At 72.0% G+C, this 17,631-nt stretch carries 13 protein-coding genes; 8 read left to right on the forward strand and 5 right to left on the reverse strand.

Annotated elements, in window-relative coordinates; genetic code table 11:
* The first annotated feature begins 89 nt into the window (after positions 1 to 89).
* A complete protein-coding gene (locus ACZ45E_RS04945) occupies positions 90 to 1,079 on the forward strand; it encodes a DUF4349 domain-containing protein (protein ID WP_468216621.1) in 990 nt (329 codons plus the stop codon).
* Positions 1,080 to 1,088: 9 nt separating this feature from the next.
* Positions 1,089 to 2,480, forward strand: coding sequence for an FAD-dependent oxidoreductase (locus ACZ45E_RS04950; RefSeq protein ID WP_468216622.1), 1,392 nt, complete (start codon positions 1,089 to 1,091; stop codon positions 2,478 to 2,480).
* A 46-nt stretch (positions 2,481 to 2,526) separates the two neighbouring features.
* On the opposite strand, the gene hemE is transcribed toward ACZ45E_RS04950, so the two are convergent.
* Positions 2,527 to 3,606 (reverse strand): uroporphyrinogen decarboxylase, encoded by a 1,080-nt coding sequence (gene hemE, locus ACZ45E_RS04955; protein WP_468216624.1) that lies wholly within the window; start codon positions 3,604 to 3,606, stop codon positions 2,527 to 2,529.
* 99 nt (positions 3,607 to 3,705) lie between these two features.
* Here hemE and ACZ45E_RS04960 point away from each other — a divergent pair, with 99 nt between their 5' ends.
* The 5 genes from ACZ45E_RS04960 (at position 3,706) to ACZ45E_RS04980 (ending at position 10,739) form a co-directional block, all read left to right on the forward strand.
* Entirely contained in the window at positions 3,706 to 4,476 is a 771-nt protein-coding gene (locus ACZ45E_RS04960) for a DUF3000 domain-containing protein (protein ID WP_468216626.1), read from the forward strand.
* A 274-nt stretch (positions 4,477 to 4,750) separates the two neighbouring features.
* Complete coding sequence (locus tag ACZ45E_RS04965; protein WP_353945341.1) at positions 4,751 to 5,413, forward strand: response regulator transcription factor; 663 nt, start codon at positions 4,751 to 4,753, stop codon at positions 5,411 to 5,413.
* Positions 5,414 to 5,521: 108 nt separating this feature from the next.
* Complete coding sequence (locus tag ACZ45E_RS04970; protein WP_468216630.1) at positions 5,522 to 6,793, forward strand: ribonuclease D; 1,272 nt, start codon at positions 5,522 to 5,524, stop codon at positions 6,791 to 6,793.
* 590 nt (positions 6,794 to 7,383) lie between these two features.
* The gene (locus ACZ45E_RS04975; RefSeq protein WP_468216632.1) at positions 7,384 to 8,610 is read left to right on the forward strand and encodes a thiolase family protein; all 1,227 of its coding nucleotides are present in this window, start codon (positions 7,384 to 7,386) and stop codon (positions 8,608 to 8,610) included.
* A complete protein-coding gene (locus tag ACZ45E_RS04980; protein ID WP_468216634.1) occupies positions 8,607 to 10,739 on the forward strand; it encodes a 3-hydroxyacyl-CoA dehydrogenase NAD-binding domain-containing protein in 2,133 nt (710 codons plus the stop codon). The genes ACZ45E_RS04975 and ACZ45E_RS04980 overlap by 4 nt, the downstream gene beginning before the upstream one ends.
* 105 nt (positions 10,740 to 10,844) lie before the next feature.
* On the opposite strand, the gene ACZ45E_RS04985 is transcribed toward ACZ45E_RS04980, so the two are convergent.
* Positions 10,845 to 11,876: a PLL family lectin gene (locus ACZ45E_RS04985; RefSeq protein WP_468216635.1), complete on the reverse strand. Its 1,032-nt coding sequence runs from the start codon at positions 11,874 to 11,876 to the stop codon at positions 10,845 to 10,847.
* A gap of 59 nt (positions 11,877 to 11,935) precedes the next feature.
* Here ACZ45E_RS04985 and ACZ45E_RS04990 point away from each other — a divergent pair, with 59 nt between their 5' ends.
* Entirely contained in the window at positions 11,936 to 12,286 is a 351-nt protein-coding gene (locus ACZ45E_RS04990; RefSeq protein WP_468216639.1) for a PIN domain-containing protein, read from the forward strand.
* An 11-nt stretch (positions 12,287 to 12,297) separates the two neighbouring features.
* On the opposite strand, the gene ACZ45E_RS04995 is transcribed toward ACZ45E_RS04990, so the two are convergent.
* From ACZ45E_RS04995 to dxs, 3 genes are all read right to left on the reverse strand, one after another.
* Positions 12,298 to 13,770: an ArnT family glycosyltransferase gene (locus ACZ45E_RS04995; RefSeq protein ID WP_468216641.1), complete on the reverse strand. Its 1,473-nt coding sequence runs from the start codon at positions 13,768 to 13,770 to the stop codon at positions 12,298 to 12,300.
* 72 nt (positions 13,771 to 13,842) lie between these two features.
* On the reverse strand, positions 13,843 to 15,381 hold the full coding sequence (locus ACZ45E_RS05000; RefSeq protein WP_468216643.1) for an amino acid permease: 1,539 nt from the start codon (positions 15,379 to 15,381) through the stop codon (positions 13,843 to 13,845).
* A gap of 107 nt (positions 15,382 to 15,488) precedes the next feature.
* Positions 15,489 to 17,420 carry a 1-deoxy-D-xylulose-5-phosphate synthase gene (gene dxs, locus ACZ45E_RS05005; RefSeq protein WP_468217136.1) on the reverse strand — a complete coding sequence of 644 codons (1,932 nt, stop codon included), beginning with the start codon at positions 17,418 to 17,420 and terminating at the stop codon, positions 15,489 to 15,491.
* Positions 17,421 to 17,631: the final 211 nt, after the last annotated feature.

Below are 17,631 nucleotides of genomic sequence, written 5' to 3' on the forward strand. Positions count from 1 at the left end.
GCTTCGGGACCGCCCGGCAACCACCGGACGGCCCAGTCCCGCGTCGAAGGAGGAGTCAGACGACCGTCACGTCCCCTGGGAGCACGACGATGCAGATGATCTCCACGCCCCGTACGCGTCCGCGTTCACGGCCCGCGCGCATGCTGGCCGCGCTGTCGCTCACCGCGGTGCTCGCGCTCGCGGGCTGCTCCGGCGCGAACAGCGGCGACGGCTCGCAGGACAAGAGCGCCGCGGACGGCAAGGCCCCGCAGGGAGCGGGCGGGGCCGCCGACAGCGGCAAGGCGCCCAGCGCCGGGAAACCGCCGGAGCTCAGCGGTGTCCACATCATCCGCACGGCCACCCTCTCCGTCCGCGTCAAGGACGTGCCGGACGCGCTCTCCGCGGCGCGCACGGTCGCCGAGGACGCGGGCGGCATCGTCGGCGACGAGACGACGGACCGGGACGGGCACGGCCGCGAACGCTCGCGCGTCACGCTGCGGGTGCCGCAGGACGCGTACGAGGACGTGCTCGGCCGGCTGTCGGGCGCCGGGCGCCTGGTGGAGCGCAAGGTGAGGGCCGAGGACGTCACCGACCAGGTCGTCGACGTGGACAGCCGGATCGCGTCGCAGCGGGCGAGCGTGGCCCGGGTGCGTGAACTGATGGACCGGGCCACGAAGCTGAGCGATGTGGTCACCCTGGAAGGGGAGTTGAGCGGCCGTCAGTCGGAGCTGGAGTCGTTGCTCGCGCGGCAGGCGTCGCTGAAGGACCGGACGACGCTCGCGACGATCACCCTGAAACTGTCCGAGGGCCCCGTGAGGACGGCGGGCGGCGGCGACGACGACGATCCGGGCTTCCTCGACGCGCTGTCGGGCGGCTGGGCCGCGTTCGTGACCGTGCTGAGGTGGGTGGTGTTGGTGCTCGCGGCCGTGCTGCCGTTCGCGGCGTTGGCGGGGCTGCTGGCGTTCGTGTGGCTGCGGTTCGTACGTCCCCGGCTGCCGCGGCGCGGCGGGAGCGCGCCGGCGGCGACGGCGCCGGGGCCGCTGCCCGCGCACCCGGAGCCCGGGCCGGACGAGCGGGACCGCGCGGTGCGGCCGACGTAGCGTGGGCGCATGAGCACTGACAACTCTGCGCGTGAACGGCTCGTGGTCATCGGCGGCGACGCGGCGGGCATGTCCGCCGCGTCGGGGGCCAGGCGGCTCCGCGGCCCCGACGAGTTGGAGATCGTCGCCTTCGAGCGCGGGGACTTCACCTCGTACTCGGCGTGCGGCATCCCGTACTGGGTGGGCGGGCAGGTCGGCGGGCGCGACGAGCTGATCGCACGGACGCCCGAGGAGCACCGGGCGCACTCCATCGACCTGCGGACGCGCACCGAGGTCGTGACGCTCGATGTCGAGGGGCAGCGGGTGCGGGCCCGCGCGCTCGACAGCGGGGACGAGTCCTGGGTCGCGTACGACAAGCTCGTGATCGCGACCGGGGCCCGGCCGACGCGGCCCGATCTGCCCGGGATGGACGCGGCCGGGGTGCACGGCGTGCAGACGCTCGGCGACGGCCAGGCGCTGCTCGACACCCTGCGGGCGACGAAGGGGCGCCGGGCCGTCGTGGTGGGCGCCGGGTACATCGGGGTGGAGATGGCCGAGGCGCTGCTGCACCGCGGGTACGAGGTGACCGTCGTCAACCGTGGCCCCGAGCCGATGTCGACGCTCGACCCGGACATGGGGCGCCTGGTGCACGAGGCGATGTCGGGCATGGGCATCACGCTGGTCGACGACGCCGAGGTGACGAAGATCCTCACCACGGACGACGGGCGGGTGCGGGCCGTCGCGACCCAGGACGACACCTACCCGGCGGACGTCGTGGTGCTGGGGCTCGGCGTGCGGCCGGAGACGACGCTCGCCCGGGACGCCGGGCTGCCGCTGGGTGAACACGGCGGCCTGCTCACGGACCTGGCGATGCGGGTGCGCGGCCACGAGAACATCTGGGCCGGCGGCGACTGCGTCGAGGTCCTCGACCTGGTGTCGGGGAGCGAGCGGCACATCGCGCTCGGCACGCACGCGAACAAGCACGGGCAGGTCATCGGGGCGAACGTGGGCGGTGGGTACGCGACCTTCCCCGGCGTCGTCGGGACGGCCGTGAGCAAGGTGTGCGATCTGGAGATCGCGCGCACGGGGCTGCGCGAGAAGGACGCGCTCCGGGCCGGGCTGCGCTTCGTGGCGGTGACCATCGAGTCGACGAGCCGGGCGGGTTACTACCCGGGGGCCGCCTCCATGACGGTGAAGATGCTCGCCGAGCGGCGCACAGGGAAGCTGCTCGGGGTGCAGATCGTGGGGCGCGAGGGGGCCGCGAAGCGGGTCGACGTGGCGGCGGTCGCGCTGACCGCGGGGATGACGGTGGAGCAGATGACCGCCCTGGACCTGGGGTACGCGCCGCCGTTCTCACCGGTGTGGGACCCGGTGCTGGTGGCGGCGCGGAAGGCGACGGCGGCGGTCCGCTCGGCCGGCTGACCGCGCGCGCCCCTTCTCCCCGGGTCCCTGTCGGGCCGTGTACGCGCTAACGCGCGGTCTGCGTGTGGACGTACTCGACGAGGCGGCTCAGCGCGTCCGGGTCCATGCTCGGCAGCACGCCGTGCCCGAGGTTGAAGATGTGGCCCTCCAGGCCCGCCGCCGCGTCGAGCACCTCGCGGGCCTTGGCCTCGACGACCTCGGGGGTGGAGAAGAGGACCGCCGGGTCGAGGTTGCCCTGGAGCGCCTTGCCGGGGCCGACGCGGCGCGCGGCCTCGTCGAGCGACACCCGCCAGTCGACACCGACGACGTCCGCGCCGGCCTCGCCCATGAGCCCGAGCAGTTCACCGGTGCCGACACCGAAGTGGATGCGGGGCACGCCGTAGGACTCCACGGCCTGGAAGACCTTCGCGGACGCGGGCATGACGGAGCGCCGGTAGTCGGCCGGGGAGAGCGCGCCCACCCAGGAGTCGAAGAGCTGTACGGCGGCGGCGCCCGCCTCGATCTGCACCTTCAGGAAGGCGGAGGTGATCTCGGCGAGCCGGTCCAGCAGGTCGGCCCACAACTGCGGGTCGCCGTACATGAGGGCCTTGGTGTTCTCGTGGTTGCGCGACGGGCCGCCCTCGACGAGGTAGCTGGCGAGGGTGAACGGCGCGCCGGCGAACCCGATGAGCGGCGTCGGGCCGAGCTCGGCGGTGAGCAGGCCGATGGCCTCGGTGACGTACGAGACGTCGTCCGGCGTCAGGTCCCGCAGCTGGGCGAGGTCGGCGCGCGAGCGGATCGGGTTCGCGACGACCGGGCCGACACCGGGCTTGATGTCGAGGTCGACGCCGATGGCCTTGAGGGGCACGACGATGTCGCTGTAGTAGATCGCGGCGTCGACCTTGTGGCGGCGCACCGGCTGCATGGTGATCTCGGCGACCAGCTCGGGACGCGTGCACGACTCCAGCATCGGGATGCCCTCGCGCACCTTGAGGTACTCGGGCAGCGAGCGCCCGGCCTGCCGCATGAACCAGACCGGCGTGTGGGGTACGGGCTCACGCCTGCACGCCTTGAGGAAGGCGGAATCCTTGACGGCGTCGTGCGTCGCTGACGGCTGCTGGCCCGTGGCCTCGGTGTTGGCACTCACACCGGAAAGTCTCGCACGGCCCCGAAGTGCCGGGAGAACGGCGTCGCCGCCGGGTGTCCTTGCCTGCGCGCGGCGCTCGTTCCCCTTAACCTTCCCGGCATGGCTGCGGCTCAGGGACGACGGTCGGACAGCCCGGAAGACTCTGGCGACTCGGACGGGATGAGTGAATCGGTGCGGGAGGGGCAGAACGCTCGGGACATGAACGCTGCACAAGAGGACGACACGGCTCCGTCCACCCCCCTGCCCTTTCGCACGGCGGTCGACGCCCTGCGGTCCGCGCGGCTGCGCCCGGAGATCGAGATCGACCCCACGCGCCCGCCGCAGCGCCTGGCTCCCTTCTCCTACGCGCTGGAGGCCACGGTCGTCGACGCCGCGGACGCCGCCGACGCCGATGACGCCGAGGCGCTGGCCGACGGGCGCCTCGTACTGCTGCACGATCCGGCCGGGCACGAGGCGTGGCACGGCACGTTCCGTCTGGTGACGCTGGTGCGCGCGGAGCTGGAGGCCGAGATGGCCGCCGATCCGCTGCTCCCCGATGTCTGCTGGTCGTGGCTGACGGGCGCGCTGGCGGCGCGCGGCCTCGGGTACGGGGAGCCGTCCGGCACGGTCACCCGCGCCAGTTCGCACTACTTCGGCGGGATCGGTGACCGGCCACCGGCCTCACAGATCGAGATTCGCGCGTCCTGGACGCCGCGCGAGGGGCGGGGCGGGGTGCCGGACATGGCCGCGCATCTCGCCGCGTGGTGCGAGCTGCTGTGCCAGATCGCGGGCCTGCCGCCGGTGGTGGGTGCGCACGGCCCGAGCGGCCCGCACGGCTCGGACGGTGCGGTGGTGACGCTGCCGCAGCGCCGGGGGCCCCGCCCTTCCTGATCTGACTCCTTCATCAGTCCTCATCAGTCCTCTATAGAGGGGCTGTTTTCGGCCGCGTCGGCGATTGTCCGACGCGGCCGTTACTCGTTTCGATTCGGTTTGATCTTCGGATGATCGATACTGTGTCTGAATTGCGCGGATTGTTACTCACCAAATCGTGATCTTTCTCTAAAGGCGGGCGGGTTTACTGCCGAAGACCTCAGTGACCTTGAAAGCACGGTTCGTCCCGGCTTCACCCCCCGAGCCGGCTCCGTCCCGCACCCCAGGAGGCCTGGTGTCCGTTCTCCTCGAGCAGCCCTCAAGCCTGGTCGCCTACCGCCCGAACAAGCCGACCGCCATGGTGGTCGTGGCCGACCCCCGCGTCCGCTCCACCGTCACCCGCCATCTGTGGGCGCTCGGTGTGCGCGACGTGATCGAGGCCTCGTCCGTCGCGGAGGCTCGTCCCCGCATCGGCAACCCCCGTGACATCTGCGTCGCCGACGTCCACCTCCCCGACGGATCCGGCCTGACGCTCCTCTCCGAAACCCGAGCCGCGGGCTGGCCCAACGGGCTCGCCCTCTCCGCCGCCGACGACATCGGTGCCGTGCGCAACGCCCTCGCGGGCGGCGTCAAGGGCTATGTCGTCACCGGCACCCGTACGAACGTAGGACTCCCCACCCGCCCCGGCGCCGCCCCGATCGGTTCCGCGGCCGCCCGTATGCACCGCCGCCCCCCGGGTGCCCCGAGCCACCCGGGTGGCTACCGCGAACTGTCCGGACGCGAGGTCGAGGTGCTCCGCCTCGTCGCCGAGGGACAGTCGAACAAGGCCATCGGCGTCTCGATGGGCCTCTCCGCACTGACCGTCAAGAGCCACCTCGCCCGGATCGCACGCAAGCTCGGCACGGGTGACCGGGCCGGGATGGTGGCGGTCGCCCTGCGCACCGGAATCATCCACTGAACCGACCTGTCGCAACCTGGCCGGATCTTTCCGGTTTACGCATCTTCGGCGCCCGTCGACGGAACGTTCCGTCGACGGGCGCCGTCCGTTCACAGATACCCTTGACAGGTGACCGACGCCCAAGAGACCGCAGCAGACAGTTCACTGCGCACCACCGGAGGCGCCCCTCCGGACGACGTCGAGACGGCGCCGATCCCCCTGCTCGAACCGCGCGAGGGCATTCCGCCGGTGATCGCCGACGAGGCCGCGCTCGCCCAGGTGGTCGCGGCCTTCGCCGCGGGCACCGGACCTGTCGCCGTCGACGCCGAGCGAGCCTCCGGTTACCGCTACGGACAGCGCGCCTATCTCGTGCAGTTGCGCCGCGAAGGCGCGGGCAGTGCGCTCATCGACCCCGTCGCCTGCCCGGACCTGTCCGGCTTCGGCGCGGCCATCGAGGACGCCGAGTGGGTGCTGCACGCCGCCACTCAGGACCTGCCCTGCCTGCGCGAAATAGGCATGGTGCCGTCGGAGCTCTTCGACACCGAACTGGCCGGGCGGCTCGCCGGCTTCCCGCGCGTGGGCCTCGGCGCGATGGTCGAGAGCGTGCTGGGCTTCGTCCTGGAGAAGGGCCACTCGGCGGTCGACTGGTCGACACGGCCGCTGCCCGAGCCCTGGCTGCGCTACGCGGCCCTCGACGTGGAGCTGCTCGTCGATCTGCGGGACGCCCTGGAGAAGGAGCTCGACCGGCAGGGCAAGCTCGACTGGGCCCGCCAGGAGTTCGAGGCGATCGCGGCGGCGCCGCCCGCGCCGCCGCGCAAGGACCCCTGGCGCCGGACGTCCGGTATGCACAAGGTGCGGCGGCGCCGGCAGATGGCCGTCGTCCGTGAACTGTGGACGGCCCGGGACCGGATCGCCCAGCGGCGTGACGTGTCGCCGGGCAAGGTGCTGGGTGACGCGGCGATCGTCGAGGCGGCGCTCGCCCTGCCGGCCAACGTGCACGCGCTGGCCGCACTGCCCGGTTTCGGCCACCGCATGGGCCGGCGTCAGCTGGAGCAGTGGCAGGCCGCCGTGGACCGGGTCAAGGCGCTGCCCGAGGCCGAGCTGCCGCAGCCGGGGCAGCAGGTGGCCGGGCCGCCGCCGCCCCGGGCCTGGGCGGACAAGGACCCGGCCGCGGCGGCGCGGCTCTCCGCGGCGCGGGCCGCTGTGTCGACGCTGGCCGAGTCGTTGAACATGCCGCAGGAGAACCTGATCACGCCCGACACCGTGCGGCGGGTCTGCTGGGAGCCTCCGGCTTCGGTCGACCCGGAGTCCGTCGCGGCGGCGCTCGCCTCCTACGGGGCCCGGCGGTGGCAGGTCGAGCAGGTCACTCCGGTCCTGGTAGCGGCGCTAGCGGCCGGCTGAGCCCACCCAGCGCGGCCCGGGCCTTCTCGCGCCCCTGAGAGGTCGCACGTCGGGTGCGCCACCGTCGTGGCTGGTCGCGCAGTTCCCCGCGCCCCCAAGGGGCGCATGTCAGTCGCGAGCCGGTGGGGGACCGCGGCCCTGAAAGGCGTGTTCGTCCGCGGGTTCAGTGGGGGTCCTCGCGCAGTTCCCCACGCCCCTGTGGCTTGCGGCTCCGCCGCTGCCCCATGGCGCCCCTGAGATGGCGCACGTAGTGCGCATCTCAGGGGCGCGGGGAACTGCGCGCTCAGCCACGGCGGTGGTGCACCCGACATACGACCCAGGGGCGCGGGGAACTGCGCGCTCAGCCACGACGGTGGTGCACCCGGTGGCCGGCACCCAGGACGCGGCGGCCGGGCACGGGGGGAGCGCGCGGCACGCGAGACGCGGCCCGCATCACAGGACCCGCCCCCAGCGGCAGCGCAAGTGTGACGTTCACCGCTCCGGCCCAGGGGGCTGGGCAGCATGGTTACTCGCAAGTAGCATGAGGGCATGAGCGCGCGCTCAGCCGCGCGCCGTGGCAGTGCCGTCCCGCATCTTGGAGGAGAGCCATCGTGCCTCGTACCGTCAGGGACGTCGTCTTCGTCGACGGCGTCCGCACCCCGTTCGGCAAGGCGGGCCCGAAGGGCATCTACCACGAGACCCGGGCCGATGACCTGGTCGTGAAGGCCATCCGGGAGCTGCTGCGCCGCAACCCGAACCTGGACCCGAAGAAGATCGACGAGGTCGCCATCGCCGCGACCACGCAGATCGGCGACCAGGGGCTGACGCTGGGCCGCACGGCGGGCATCCTCGCCGGGCTGCCGCAGTCGGTCCCCGGCTACTCCATCGACCGGATGTGCGCCGGTGCGCTCACGGCCGTCACGACCGCCGCGGGCTCCGTCGCGTTCGGCGCGTACGACGCCGTCATCGCCGGTGGCGTGGAGCACATGGGCCGCCACCCGATGGGCGAGGGCGTCGACCCGAACCCGCGCTTCGTCAGCGAGAAGCTGGTCGACGAGTCCGCCCTGTTCATGGGCATGACCGCCGAGAACCTGCACGACCGCTACCCGCAGATCACCAAGCGGCGCTCCGACGAGTACGCGGTGCGTTCGCAGGAGAAGGCGGCGAAGGCGTACGCCAACGGCAAGATCCAGCAGGACCTCGTCCCGGTCTCGGTGCGCAACACCAACGCCGAGGTGGGCGAGACGGGCTGGGGCCTGGTCACCGCCGACGAGCCGATGCGCCCGGGCACGACCCTGGAGAACCTCGCCGGGCTCAAGACGCCGTTCCGTACGCACGGACGCGTCACGGCCGGCAACGCCGCGGGGCTGAATGACGGCGCCACCGCCTCGATCATCGCCTCCGAGGAGTTCGCCCGGGAGAACAACCTCCCGGTCAAGATGCGTCTCGTGTCGTACGCCTTCGCGGGCGTCGAGCCGGAGGTCATGGGCTACGGCCCGATCCCGGCCACCGAGAAGGCGCTCGCCAAGGCGGGCCTGTCCATCGAGGACATCAACCTCTTCGAGATCAACGAGGCGTTCGCCGTCCAGGTCCTCGCGTTCCTGGACCACTACGGCATCGCCGACGACGACGCCCGCGTCAACCAGTACGGCGGCGCCATCGCGTACGGCCACCCGCTGGCCTCCTCGGGTGTGCGTCTGATGACGCAGCTTGCCCGTCAGTTCGAGGAGCAGCCGGAGGTCCGTTACGGCCTCACCACCATGTGCGTCGGCTTCGGCATGGGCGCCACGGTGATCTGGGAGAACCCGCACCACAAGGACGCCGGAGGCGACAAGTGAGCACCACCACCGCTGAGCTTCTGAAGGGTGCGGCCGAGCTGTTCCCCGGCGAGGTCGTCACCTCCGCGCACGTACGCCACCTCGACCTGCCGTACGGGGCCGGCCGGTTCGCGCTGATCACGCTGGACAACGGCTTCGACCACACTAAGCCGACCACCTTCGGTCCGGGCTCGCTCGCGAACCTGAACGTCGCCATCGACCAGGTCGAGAAGGAGGCGGCCGACGGCGACATCGTCGGTGTCGGTGTCACCGGCAAGCCGTTCATCTTCGCGGTCGGCGCCGACCTCAAGGGCGTCGAGCTGCTGAAGAACCACGACGACGCGCTCGCCATCGGCAAGGGCGGCCACGAGGTCTTCAAGCGCCTCGCGGGCCTGGCCGTGCCGACGTTCGCGTACTACAACGGTGCCGCGATGGGCGGTGGCGTCGAGGTCGGTCTGCACTGCTCGTACCGCACCGTCTCCAAGGCGCTCCCGGCGTTCTCGCTGCCCGAGGTCTTCCTCGGTCTGGTCCCCGGCTGGGGCGGCTGCGCGCTGCTGCCGAACCTGATCGGTGCCGACAAGGCCGTCTCGGTCATCATCGAGAACTCGCTCAACCAGAACAAGCAGCTCAAGGGCGAGCAGGTCTATGAGCTGGGCATCGCCGACGCCCTCTTCGAGGGTGCCGACTTCCTTGAGCAGTCGCTGATCTGGACCGCTCAGGTCCTGAAGGGCGACATCAAGGTCGAGCGCCCGGACGTCGACCGCGGTGAGGCCTGGGACCAGGCCGTCGCGCGCGGCACGTTCATCGCCGACTCCAAGGTGCACGGGGCGGCCCCGGCCGCGTACCGCGCGCTTGAGATCATCGCCAACGCCAAGAGCGGCGACCTCCAGGCCGGGTTCGACGCCGAGGACAAGGCGCTCGCCGACCTCATCATGGGTGGCGAACTGCGCGCCGGGATCTACTCGTTCAACCTGGTGCAGAAGCGCGCCAAGCGCCCGGCGGGTGCGCCGGACAAGTCGCTCGCCCGTCCGGTCACCAAGGTCGGCGTCGTGGGTGCGGGCCTGATGGCCTCGCAGCTCGCGCTGCTGTTCCTGCGCCGCCTCGAGGTGCCGGTCGTGCTGACCGACATCGACCAGGAGCGCGTCGACAAGGGTGTGGGCTACGTCCACGCCGAGATCGACAAGCTGCTCGGCAAGGGCCGCGTCAACCAGGACAAGGCCAACCGCCTGAAGGGGCTCGTCTCCGGCGTGCTCGACAAGGCCGAGGGCTTCTCCGACGCGGACTTCATCATCGAGGCCGTCTTCGAGGAGATCGGCGTCAAGCAGCAGGTGTTCGCGGAGGTCGAGGCGGTCGCCCCGGCGCACGCGATCCTCGCCACCAACACCTCCTCGCTCTCGGTCTCCGAGATGGCGTCGAAGCTGAAGCACCCCGAGCGGGTCGTCGGCTTCCACTTCTTCAACCCGGTCGCGATCCTCCCGCTCCTGGAGATCGTGCGCGGCGAGAAGACCGACGACGCGGCGCTGGCCACGGCGTTCGGTGTCGCCAAGAAGCTGAAGAAGACCGCGGTCCTGGTGAAGGACGCCCCGGCGTTCGTCGTCAACCGCATCCTGACCCGCTTCATGGGCGAGATCCAGAACGTCATCGACGAGGGCACCCCCGTCGAGGTCGCCGAGAAGGCCGTCGAGCCCCTCGGTCTGCCGATGTCGCCGCTGGTCCTGCTGGAGCTGGTCGGCCCGGCCATCGGTCTGCACGTCTCGGAGACCCTGAACCGCGCCTTCCCGGAGCGCTTCACCGTCTCGCCGAACCTCGCGGCCGTCGTCAAGGCGGGCAAGCGCGGCTTCTACGTCTACGACTCCGGCAAGCCGGAGCTGGACCCCGAGGTCGCCGCGCTGCTCAAGCAGGGCGATGTCGTCCTGACCGAGGAGCAGGTCCGCGACCGGGTGCTCGACGCCGTCGCCCAGGAGATCGGGCTCATGCTCGACGAGGGCGTCGTCGCCGAGGCGCAGGACATCGACCTGTGCCTGATCACGGGCGCCGGCTGGCCCTTCCACCTGGGCGGCATCACGCCGTACCTGGACCGTGAGGGTGTCTCGGAGCGAGTGACCGGCAAGCGGTTCCTGGAGACGGGCGTCGCCAGCGTTCCTGCCTAGCCTTCCCGCCCCCTCGGGGGTGGCTCAAAGACAGGCTCTCAGGGGCGTGGGGCAACTGCGGACCGGCTGTGGCCGGTCACGCGGTTCCCCGCGCCCCTTTCGGGGTTACAGCACCCCGCGCCACGCCTCCAGGGCCAGGCCCGGTTCTTCCTTGCGGCGGGTCAGGTGCATGCGGTCCGGGTTGCCGGGGACGTAACTGGCCGCCACTATGCGGCCCGCCGCGTCCTCCGTCAGGGCGATGCGCGCGTCCGGGGGCAGAGCCGGGCCCGACTCCGTCCACCAGGCGCCGGCCGACTCCAGCTCCGTGGGGTACGCGGCGAAGGCGACGCGGCCGCTGTGGGCGCGCTGGGCGAGCAGGGTGCAGTCCACGCCGTCCAGCGAGCAGCGGATCGCCGTCACGGGCCCGGGGCCCGCCGCGTCCATCAGGCGCACCGGGGCCTCGTCGCCGCGCCAGGCCCACAGGGCGCCGTCGTCGTCGACGTAGAAGAGCGTGGTGTGCCCGGGCGAGGTGGCCAGGGCGCGCAGGGTGTCCGGGCGGACCGCCACCTGCTGCGGTTTCTCGTCCTCGACCGGGATCCCGCCGGGCTCCTGCTGGCGCCAGCGGAAGAGCCGCTCCTCGCCCGCCGCGTACAGCGTGATCAGGCCCGACTCCCCTGCCACCGCGGCGAGTTCACCCCGTACGCGCCTGCCCTTGAGGTCGCGCCAGGGGCCCCAGCCGCCCTTCTCCAGCTGGGCGCGCATGTTGACGCCGCCGCCCCTGTTGCGGACGAAGACGTGGGCGCGGCCCTGCGCGTCGACGGCCACCGCGGGCGGGCCCGTACGGTCGCCCGCCTTGTTCGGATGGCCGATGGGGGTCCAGTCGAGCGCCGCGAGGTGCGGCTGGAAGTGCGTCGAGTGGACCAGCCCCGACTCGCCGGGGACCGTGGGCCGCCAGGAGACCAGATGAACGTACCGGCCCGGGGCCTGGGCCAGGGCGAGGACGGTGTGCAGGCGCTGGTCGCCGCCGACCGTGCGCGCCTCGGACCAGGGGCCGCCGGGCGTTCGCTCGGTGCGGCAGACGACCGCGTCGCCGTCGGGGGTGTACGCGTAGGCGCCAAGTGCGCCGTCGCGTCCGCGTATCAGCCAGTCGCCGTTCACCGTTCCATTTTAGGTGGCGGCGGGCCCTGCCCGTGTTCCGCCCCCAGTACCGTTTCCCCATGACGACATTGCTGGTGGTGGACGGCGCGAACGTCGTCGGATCCGTCCCCGACGGCTGGTGGCGCGACCGGCGCGCCGCCGCCGGGCGCCTGCGGGACCGGCTCGCCGTCTACGCCGGGCAGCACCCGGACGAAGAGGTGGTGCTGGTGGTCGAGGGGCGCGCCCGCGGTGTCGAGCCGGTGCCCGGCGTCAGGATCGAGGAGGCCCCGGGTGAGGGCGACGACCACATCGTGGCGGTGGCGGCGGGCGCGGCGGGGCCCTGCGTCGTCGTGACGGCGGACCGCGAACTGCGCCGCAGGGTCGAGGGATCGGGGGCGCGCTGCGTGGGCCCGCGGACGGTGTACCCGTAGCGGTCCCCGCCTCAGGGGCGGCGTACGTAGATCACGGCGCCGTCCACGTTCCCCGACACCTCGTACGCCGCCAGCATCCGCCGCAGCGGCCTGATCCGCGGCGCCCCGTACGGCGCTCCCCTGGAGTCGTCCACCACGAGCCGGGGCGGCCGCGCCGCGGCCTCCGCCCGGAAGACGTCCCAGGCCCCGGCCATCGCGTACTTCTCCCCCACCTGCGGCCCGTCCCGCCCTCCGCTGTAGTTCGTGAGCAGCCCCGCCGTCAGATAGCGGCTGGCGGGCTTCCGGTCGGCCAGCCAGTACGTCTCCGGGTGTATGCCCCAGACCAGCACCGGCTCCCGCGGTGTGGTCAGCGCCCGTACCTCGTGGGCGACGCGCTGGGTGTGGGCGAGTTCGGGGCGCGGTGCGAGCAGCCCCCAGGTGACGAACAGGGCGCAGCAGCACGCGGAGGTCAGCAGCGCCGTGCGCAGCCGCTCCCGCGGCAGGACGTGCAGCGCGGCGGTGCCCAACAGGGCGATCGGCGGGACGAGTTGCAGGTAGTAGTGGCCGAAGAAGTGGAAGCCGAGCAGTACCGCGCCGGCGGACGCGCCGAGCCACAGCCACAGTTCGGCGCATCCGGTGCGGGCGACGCGCAGGGCCCGCAGGACCGGGGGCAGGATGCCGGCGCAGGCGAAGCCGAGGATCGCGGTGTTCGTCGACGCCCGTGCCAGTACGTGGAGTTCGGAGCCGGTGAAGGTGGCGTACGAGCCCGATCCGGTGACCGTCCAGAACAGGAAGCCGCCCGGGTCGGTGGCGAGGGCGACGGCGAGCACGGGCAGGGCCGCTCCGGCCGCGCACCGCGCCACGCCCGTCCGGGACGCGCCGCTCCGCCACAGCAGCCAGGCGACGGGCACGAGGACCGCTCCCCCGGTCTGCTTGGTCAGGAACGCGCCGGCGACGGCGGCCCCGCACCAGGCCCACCGGCGCCGATCCGCGCACCACAGGGCCGCCGCGGTCCACGGCAGCATGAACACCTCGAAGGTGGCGGCCTGCGCGTCCTCCGGGTTGAGGCCGATCGAGGCCAACAGGTGGAGCACGCCCGCGGTGCGTCCCGCCGTGGCGCCCCAGCGACGGCGGGCGAAGGAGGCGAGCAGCACCGCCGTGGTCAGTTGCGCGGCGACCGCGCAGATCCGCAGCGGGGTGAGCGAGCCGGAGCCGAGGACGGCGAACACGGCCTCGTACAGCCACGGCACGAGCGGTGGTTTGCGGTCGACGACGGTCTCGTAGAGCCGGCCGCCGTACGCCAGCATGCGTGCCTGGACGGCGAGATAGCCCTCGTCGGGGTTCCAGACGGGTTGGACGAAGGAGGGGACGCGGGTGGCGCAGGCGAGGAGTGCGAGGAGCGGGACGAGGCGCCGCCAGTAGCCGGGCGCCGCGGGTCCGACATCCGATGCGGCGCGGCGGTCGCCGGATACGTACGGTGGTGATGTGGGCGCCTCGGTGAGCATGGGCGCCAAGCTATCCGGCCCCGCACTCCGCATCGAAGCGGGACATACGGGGCCGGGGCGTGCGGTTGACGGTTACGCGGAGTTGCGCCGGCCGAGCTTGCTGTGGGTGCGGCCGTAGACGAAGTAGATGACGAGACCCAGCACCATCCAGGCGAGGAAGCGCAGCCAGGTCTCCACCGAGAGGTTGAGCATCAGCCACACCGACGCGGCGACCGAGGCGATCGGCAGCACGGGCACCCAGGGGGCGCGGAACGCGCGGGGCAGGTCGGGGCGGGTACGGCGCAGGATGATCACGCCGAGGGCGACCACGACGAAGGCGAAGAGCGTGCCGATGTTGACCAGCTTCGACAGCTCTTCGAGGGAGACGAACCCGGCGAGGATCGCGGAGGCGACGCCGAGGATGATCGTCGAGCGGTACGGCGTACGGAACTTGGGGTGGACCTCGCTGAAGACCTTCGGCAGGAGCCCGTCGCGGCTCATCGCGAAGAAGACGCGGCCCTGGCCGAGCAGGAGGATCATCACGACCGTGACAAGGCCGATGATGGCGCCGAAGTTGATGAGGCCCGCCCAGAACGGCTGGTCGATCGCCTTGAACGCGTCGGCGAGCGGGGCGTCCGCGCTGAGCTCGCTGTACTTCTGCATGCCGGTGACGACGATCGACACAGCCACGTACAGGGCCGTGCAGATGGCGAGGGAGCCGATGATGCCGCGCGGTACGTCCTTGGCCGGGTCGACGGTCTCCTCGGCGGCGGTGGCGACGACGTCGAAGCCGATGTACGCGAAGAAGACGACGGCGGCGGCGGTGAAGACGCCCATGAGCCCGAAGGCCGAGGGGGTGTAGCCGAAGGCCGTCTCGAGGAGGGTGGCGCTGAGTCCCGAACCCCCGGCCACGTCCTTCTTCGGCGGGATGAACGGCGAGTAGTTGGCGCCGACGATGTGGAAGCTGCCGACGGCGATGATGATCAGGACGACGAGGACCTTGACGGCGACGACGATCGAGGTGACGTGCGCGGACAGCTTGACGCCCGCGACCAGGACCCCGGTCATCACCAGGATCAGCAGCGCGGCGGCGATGTTGAAGCCGAACTTGCCGTCGGACGGGCCGAGCAGCGCGGTGGGCAGGGGGATGCCCCAGCTGTCGAGGAGGGACTGGACGTAGCCCGCCCAGCCGACGGAGACGGTGGCGGCGCCGAGCGCCAGCTCCAGGACCAGGTCCCAGCCGATGATCCAGGCGACGAACTCACCGAGGGAGGCGTACGCGAAGGTGTACGCGGAGCCTGCCACCGGGACGGTGGAGGCGAACTCGGCGTAACACAGCGCCGCGAGCGCGCACACGATGCCGGCGACGACGAACGCGAGGGCGACGGCGGGGCCCGCGTAGTCCTTGGCCACAGTGCCCGTGGTGACGAAGATGCCGGCGCCGATGACAACGCCGACACCGAAGACCGTGAGGTCCAGGGCGGACAGCGACTTGTTGAGCTTGTGCTCGGGTTCCTCGGTGTCCTGGATGGACTGCTCGATGGACTTCGTCCTGAACAGGCCGTTGCGTACGCGTCCCGCGTCTGGCTGGGTGCTCACCGGCTGCCTCCGTCGCCTTGTCGTCCCCGACATGATCGGGACGAGTAGCCTCCGGCGGGCCGTTCAGTCCTGGGATTCACGCGAAAGAGGGCCTGGCCGGACCACCCGATGGGTGAGTCGGGCCAGGCCCCCGGCGGACCTCAGTCCCGGGCCGGCTCCATCGCGTCGGCCGCGGCGCGCTCGTGGCGGCCGTCCAGCTTCGCGACCAGGCCGGTGACCTGGCGGGCGATGTCGGGGGCGGTGAGGCCGATCTCCGCCATGACCTCCTTGCGGGAGGCGTGGTCGAGGAAGCGGGGCGGGATGCCGAAGTCGCGGAGCGGGACGTCGACGCCCGCGTCGCGCAGGGCCTGGGCGACGGCCGAGCCGACGCCGCCGACCCGGGAGTTGTCCTCCACCGTCACGACGACGCGGTGGCGCTCGGCGAGCGGGGCCATCGCCTCGTCGACGGGCTTGACCCAGCGCGGGTCGACGACGGTCGTCGTGATGCCCTGCTTGTCGAGGAGGCCGGCGATCTCCAGGCACATGGGGGCCAGCGCGCCGACCGAGACGAGCAGGACGTCCGGGCGGTCCGCCTGGCCGGGGGCGGGCTCGCGCAGGACGTCCATGGAGCCGACCTTGCCGACGGCCTCCACCGCCGGGCCGACCGCGCCCTTGGAGTAGCGCACGACCGTGGGGGCGTCCTCCACCGCGACGGCCTCGCGCAGCTGGGCGCGGACCTGGTCGGCGTCGCGCGGGGCGGCGATCCGCAGGCCCGGGACGACCTGGAGGATCGACATGTCCCACATGCCGTTGTGCGAGGCGCCGTCGGTGCCGGTGACACCGGCCCGGTCCAGGACGAAGGTGACGCCGCACTTGTGCAGGGCCACGTCCATCAGGAGCTGGTCGAAGGCGCGGTTGAGGAAGGTCGCGTAGACGGCGAAGACGGGGTGCAGGCCGCCCGCCGCGAGGCCCGCGGCGCTGGTCGCACCGTGCTGCTCGGCGATGCCCACGTCGTAGACCCGGTCAGGGAACTTGTCGGCGAACTTCTTCAGGCCGACCGGCTGGAGCATCGCGGCGGTGATGGCGACGATGTCCTCGCGCTCCTCGCCGAGCTTGACCATCTCGTCGCCGAAGACGGAGGTCCAGTCGGCGCCCGACGCCTTGACCGGCAGGCCCGTGTCGGGGTGGATGGGGCCGATGCCGTGGAAGCGGTCGGCCTCGTCCTGGAGGGCGGGCGTGTAGCCGCGGCCCTTCTCGGTGAGGCAGTGCACGATGACGGGGCCGCCGAAGCGCTTGGCGCGGGTCAGCGCCGACTCCAGGGCCTCGATGTCGTGGCCGTCGATGGGGCCGACGTACTTCAGGCCCAGGTCCTCGAACATGCCCTGCGGCGCGATGAAGTCCTTGAGGCCCTTCTTGGCGCCGTGCAGCGTCTCGTACAGCGGCCTGCCGACGACCGGGGTGCGCTCCAGGAGGTCCTTGCCGCGGGCCAGGAAGCGCTCGTAGCCGTCCGTGGTGCGCAGGGTCGCCAGGTGGTTGGCGAGGCCGCCGATGGTCGGCGCGTACGAGCGCTCGTTGTCGTTGACGACGATCACCAGGGGGCGGTCCTTGGCGGCGGCGATGTTGTTCAGCGCCTCCCAGGCCATGCCGCCGGTGAGGGCGCCGTCACCGATCACGGCGACGACGTGGTCGTCCTTCTCGAGCACCTCGTTGGCCTTGGCGAGGCCGTCGGCCCAGCCGAGGACGGTGGAGGCGTGCGAGTTCTCGATGACGTCGTGCTCGGACTCGGCCTGCGAGGGGTAGCCCGAGAGGCCGCCCTTCATCTTCAGCCGGGAGAAGTCCTGGCGGCCGGTGAGCAGCTTGTGCACGTAGGACTGGTGACCGGTGTCCCACAACACCTTGTCCTGGGGGGACTCGAAGACGCGGTGCAGGGCGATGGTCAGCTCGACGACGCCGAGGTTGGGGCCGAGATGGCCGCCGGTCTTGGAAACCGCGTCGACGAGGAAGGTCCGGATCTCTCCTGCCAGCTGGTCCAGCTGCTCCAGGCTGAGCCGGTCCAGATCGCGCGGTCCCGTGATGCGGGTCAGCAGCGGCACCCGTGCCTCCTTGCAGTAGAGCTGTAGTAGCTGGTTGAGCTGTTCGAGCTTGCCGGGTCTGTCGAGTCTAATGTTCCGCCGCCGGGTGCGGCGGCCGGGCCGGGCGTTGGCTGCCACACGTTCGGCCCAGCACGGGGGCGGCGCACTCCCGCTCCGGGCATGACTGTGCCCGGCGTCGTCCTTGACGCCGGGCACGGTCAGCCAGGTCAGA

The organism is Streptomyces sp. NPDC030991 (assembly GCF_055571235.1).

What these genes read in the sequence shown, in the direction of transcription:
- ACZ45E_RS04945 (WP_468216621.1), top strand. Translation starts at nt 90, where the DNA reads ATGCAGATGATCTCCACGCCCCGTACGCGTCCGCGTTCACGGCCCGCG.
- ACZ45E_RS04950 (WP_468216622.1), top strand. Translation starts at nt 1,089, where the DNA reads ATGAGCACTGACAACTCTGCGCGTGAACGGCTCGTGGTCATCGGCGGC.
- ACZ45E_RS04960 (WP_468216626.1), top strand. Translation starts at nt 3,706, where the DNA reads ATGGCTGCGGCTCAGGGACGACGGTCGGACAGCCCGGAAGACTCTGGC.
- ACZ45E_RS04990 (WP_468216639.1), top strand. Translation starts at nt 11,936, where the DNA reads ATGACGACATTGCTGGTGGTGGACGGCGCGAACGTCGTCGGATCCGTC.
- ACZ45E_RS04995 (WP_468216641.1), bottom strand. Translation starts at nt 13,770, where the DNA reads ATGCTCACCGAGGCGCCCACATCACCACCGTACGTATCCGGCGACCGC.
- ACZ45E_RS05000 (WP_468216643.1), bottom strand. Translation starts at nt 15,381, where the DNA reads ATGTCGGGGACGACAAGGCGACGGAGGCAGCCGGTGAGCACCCAGCCA.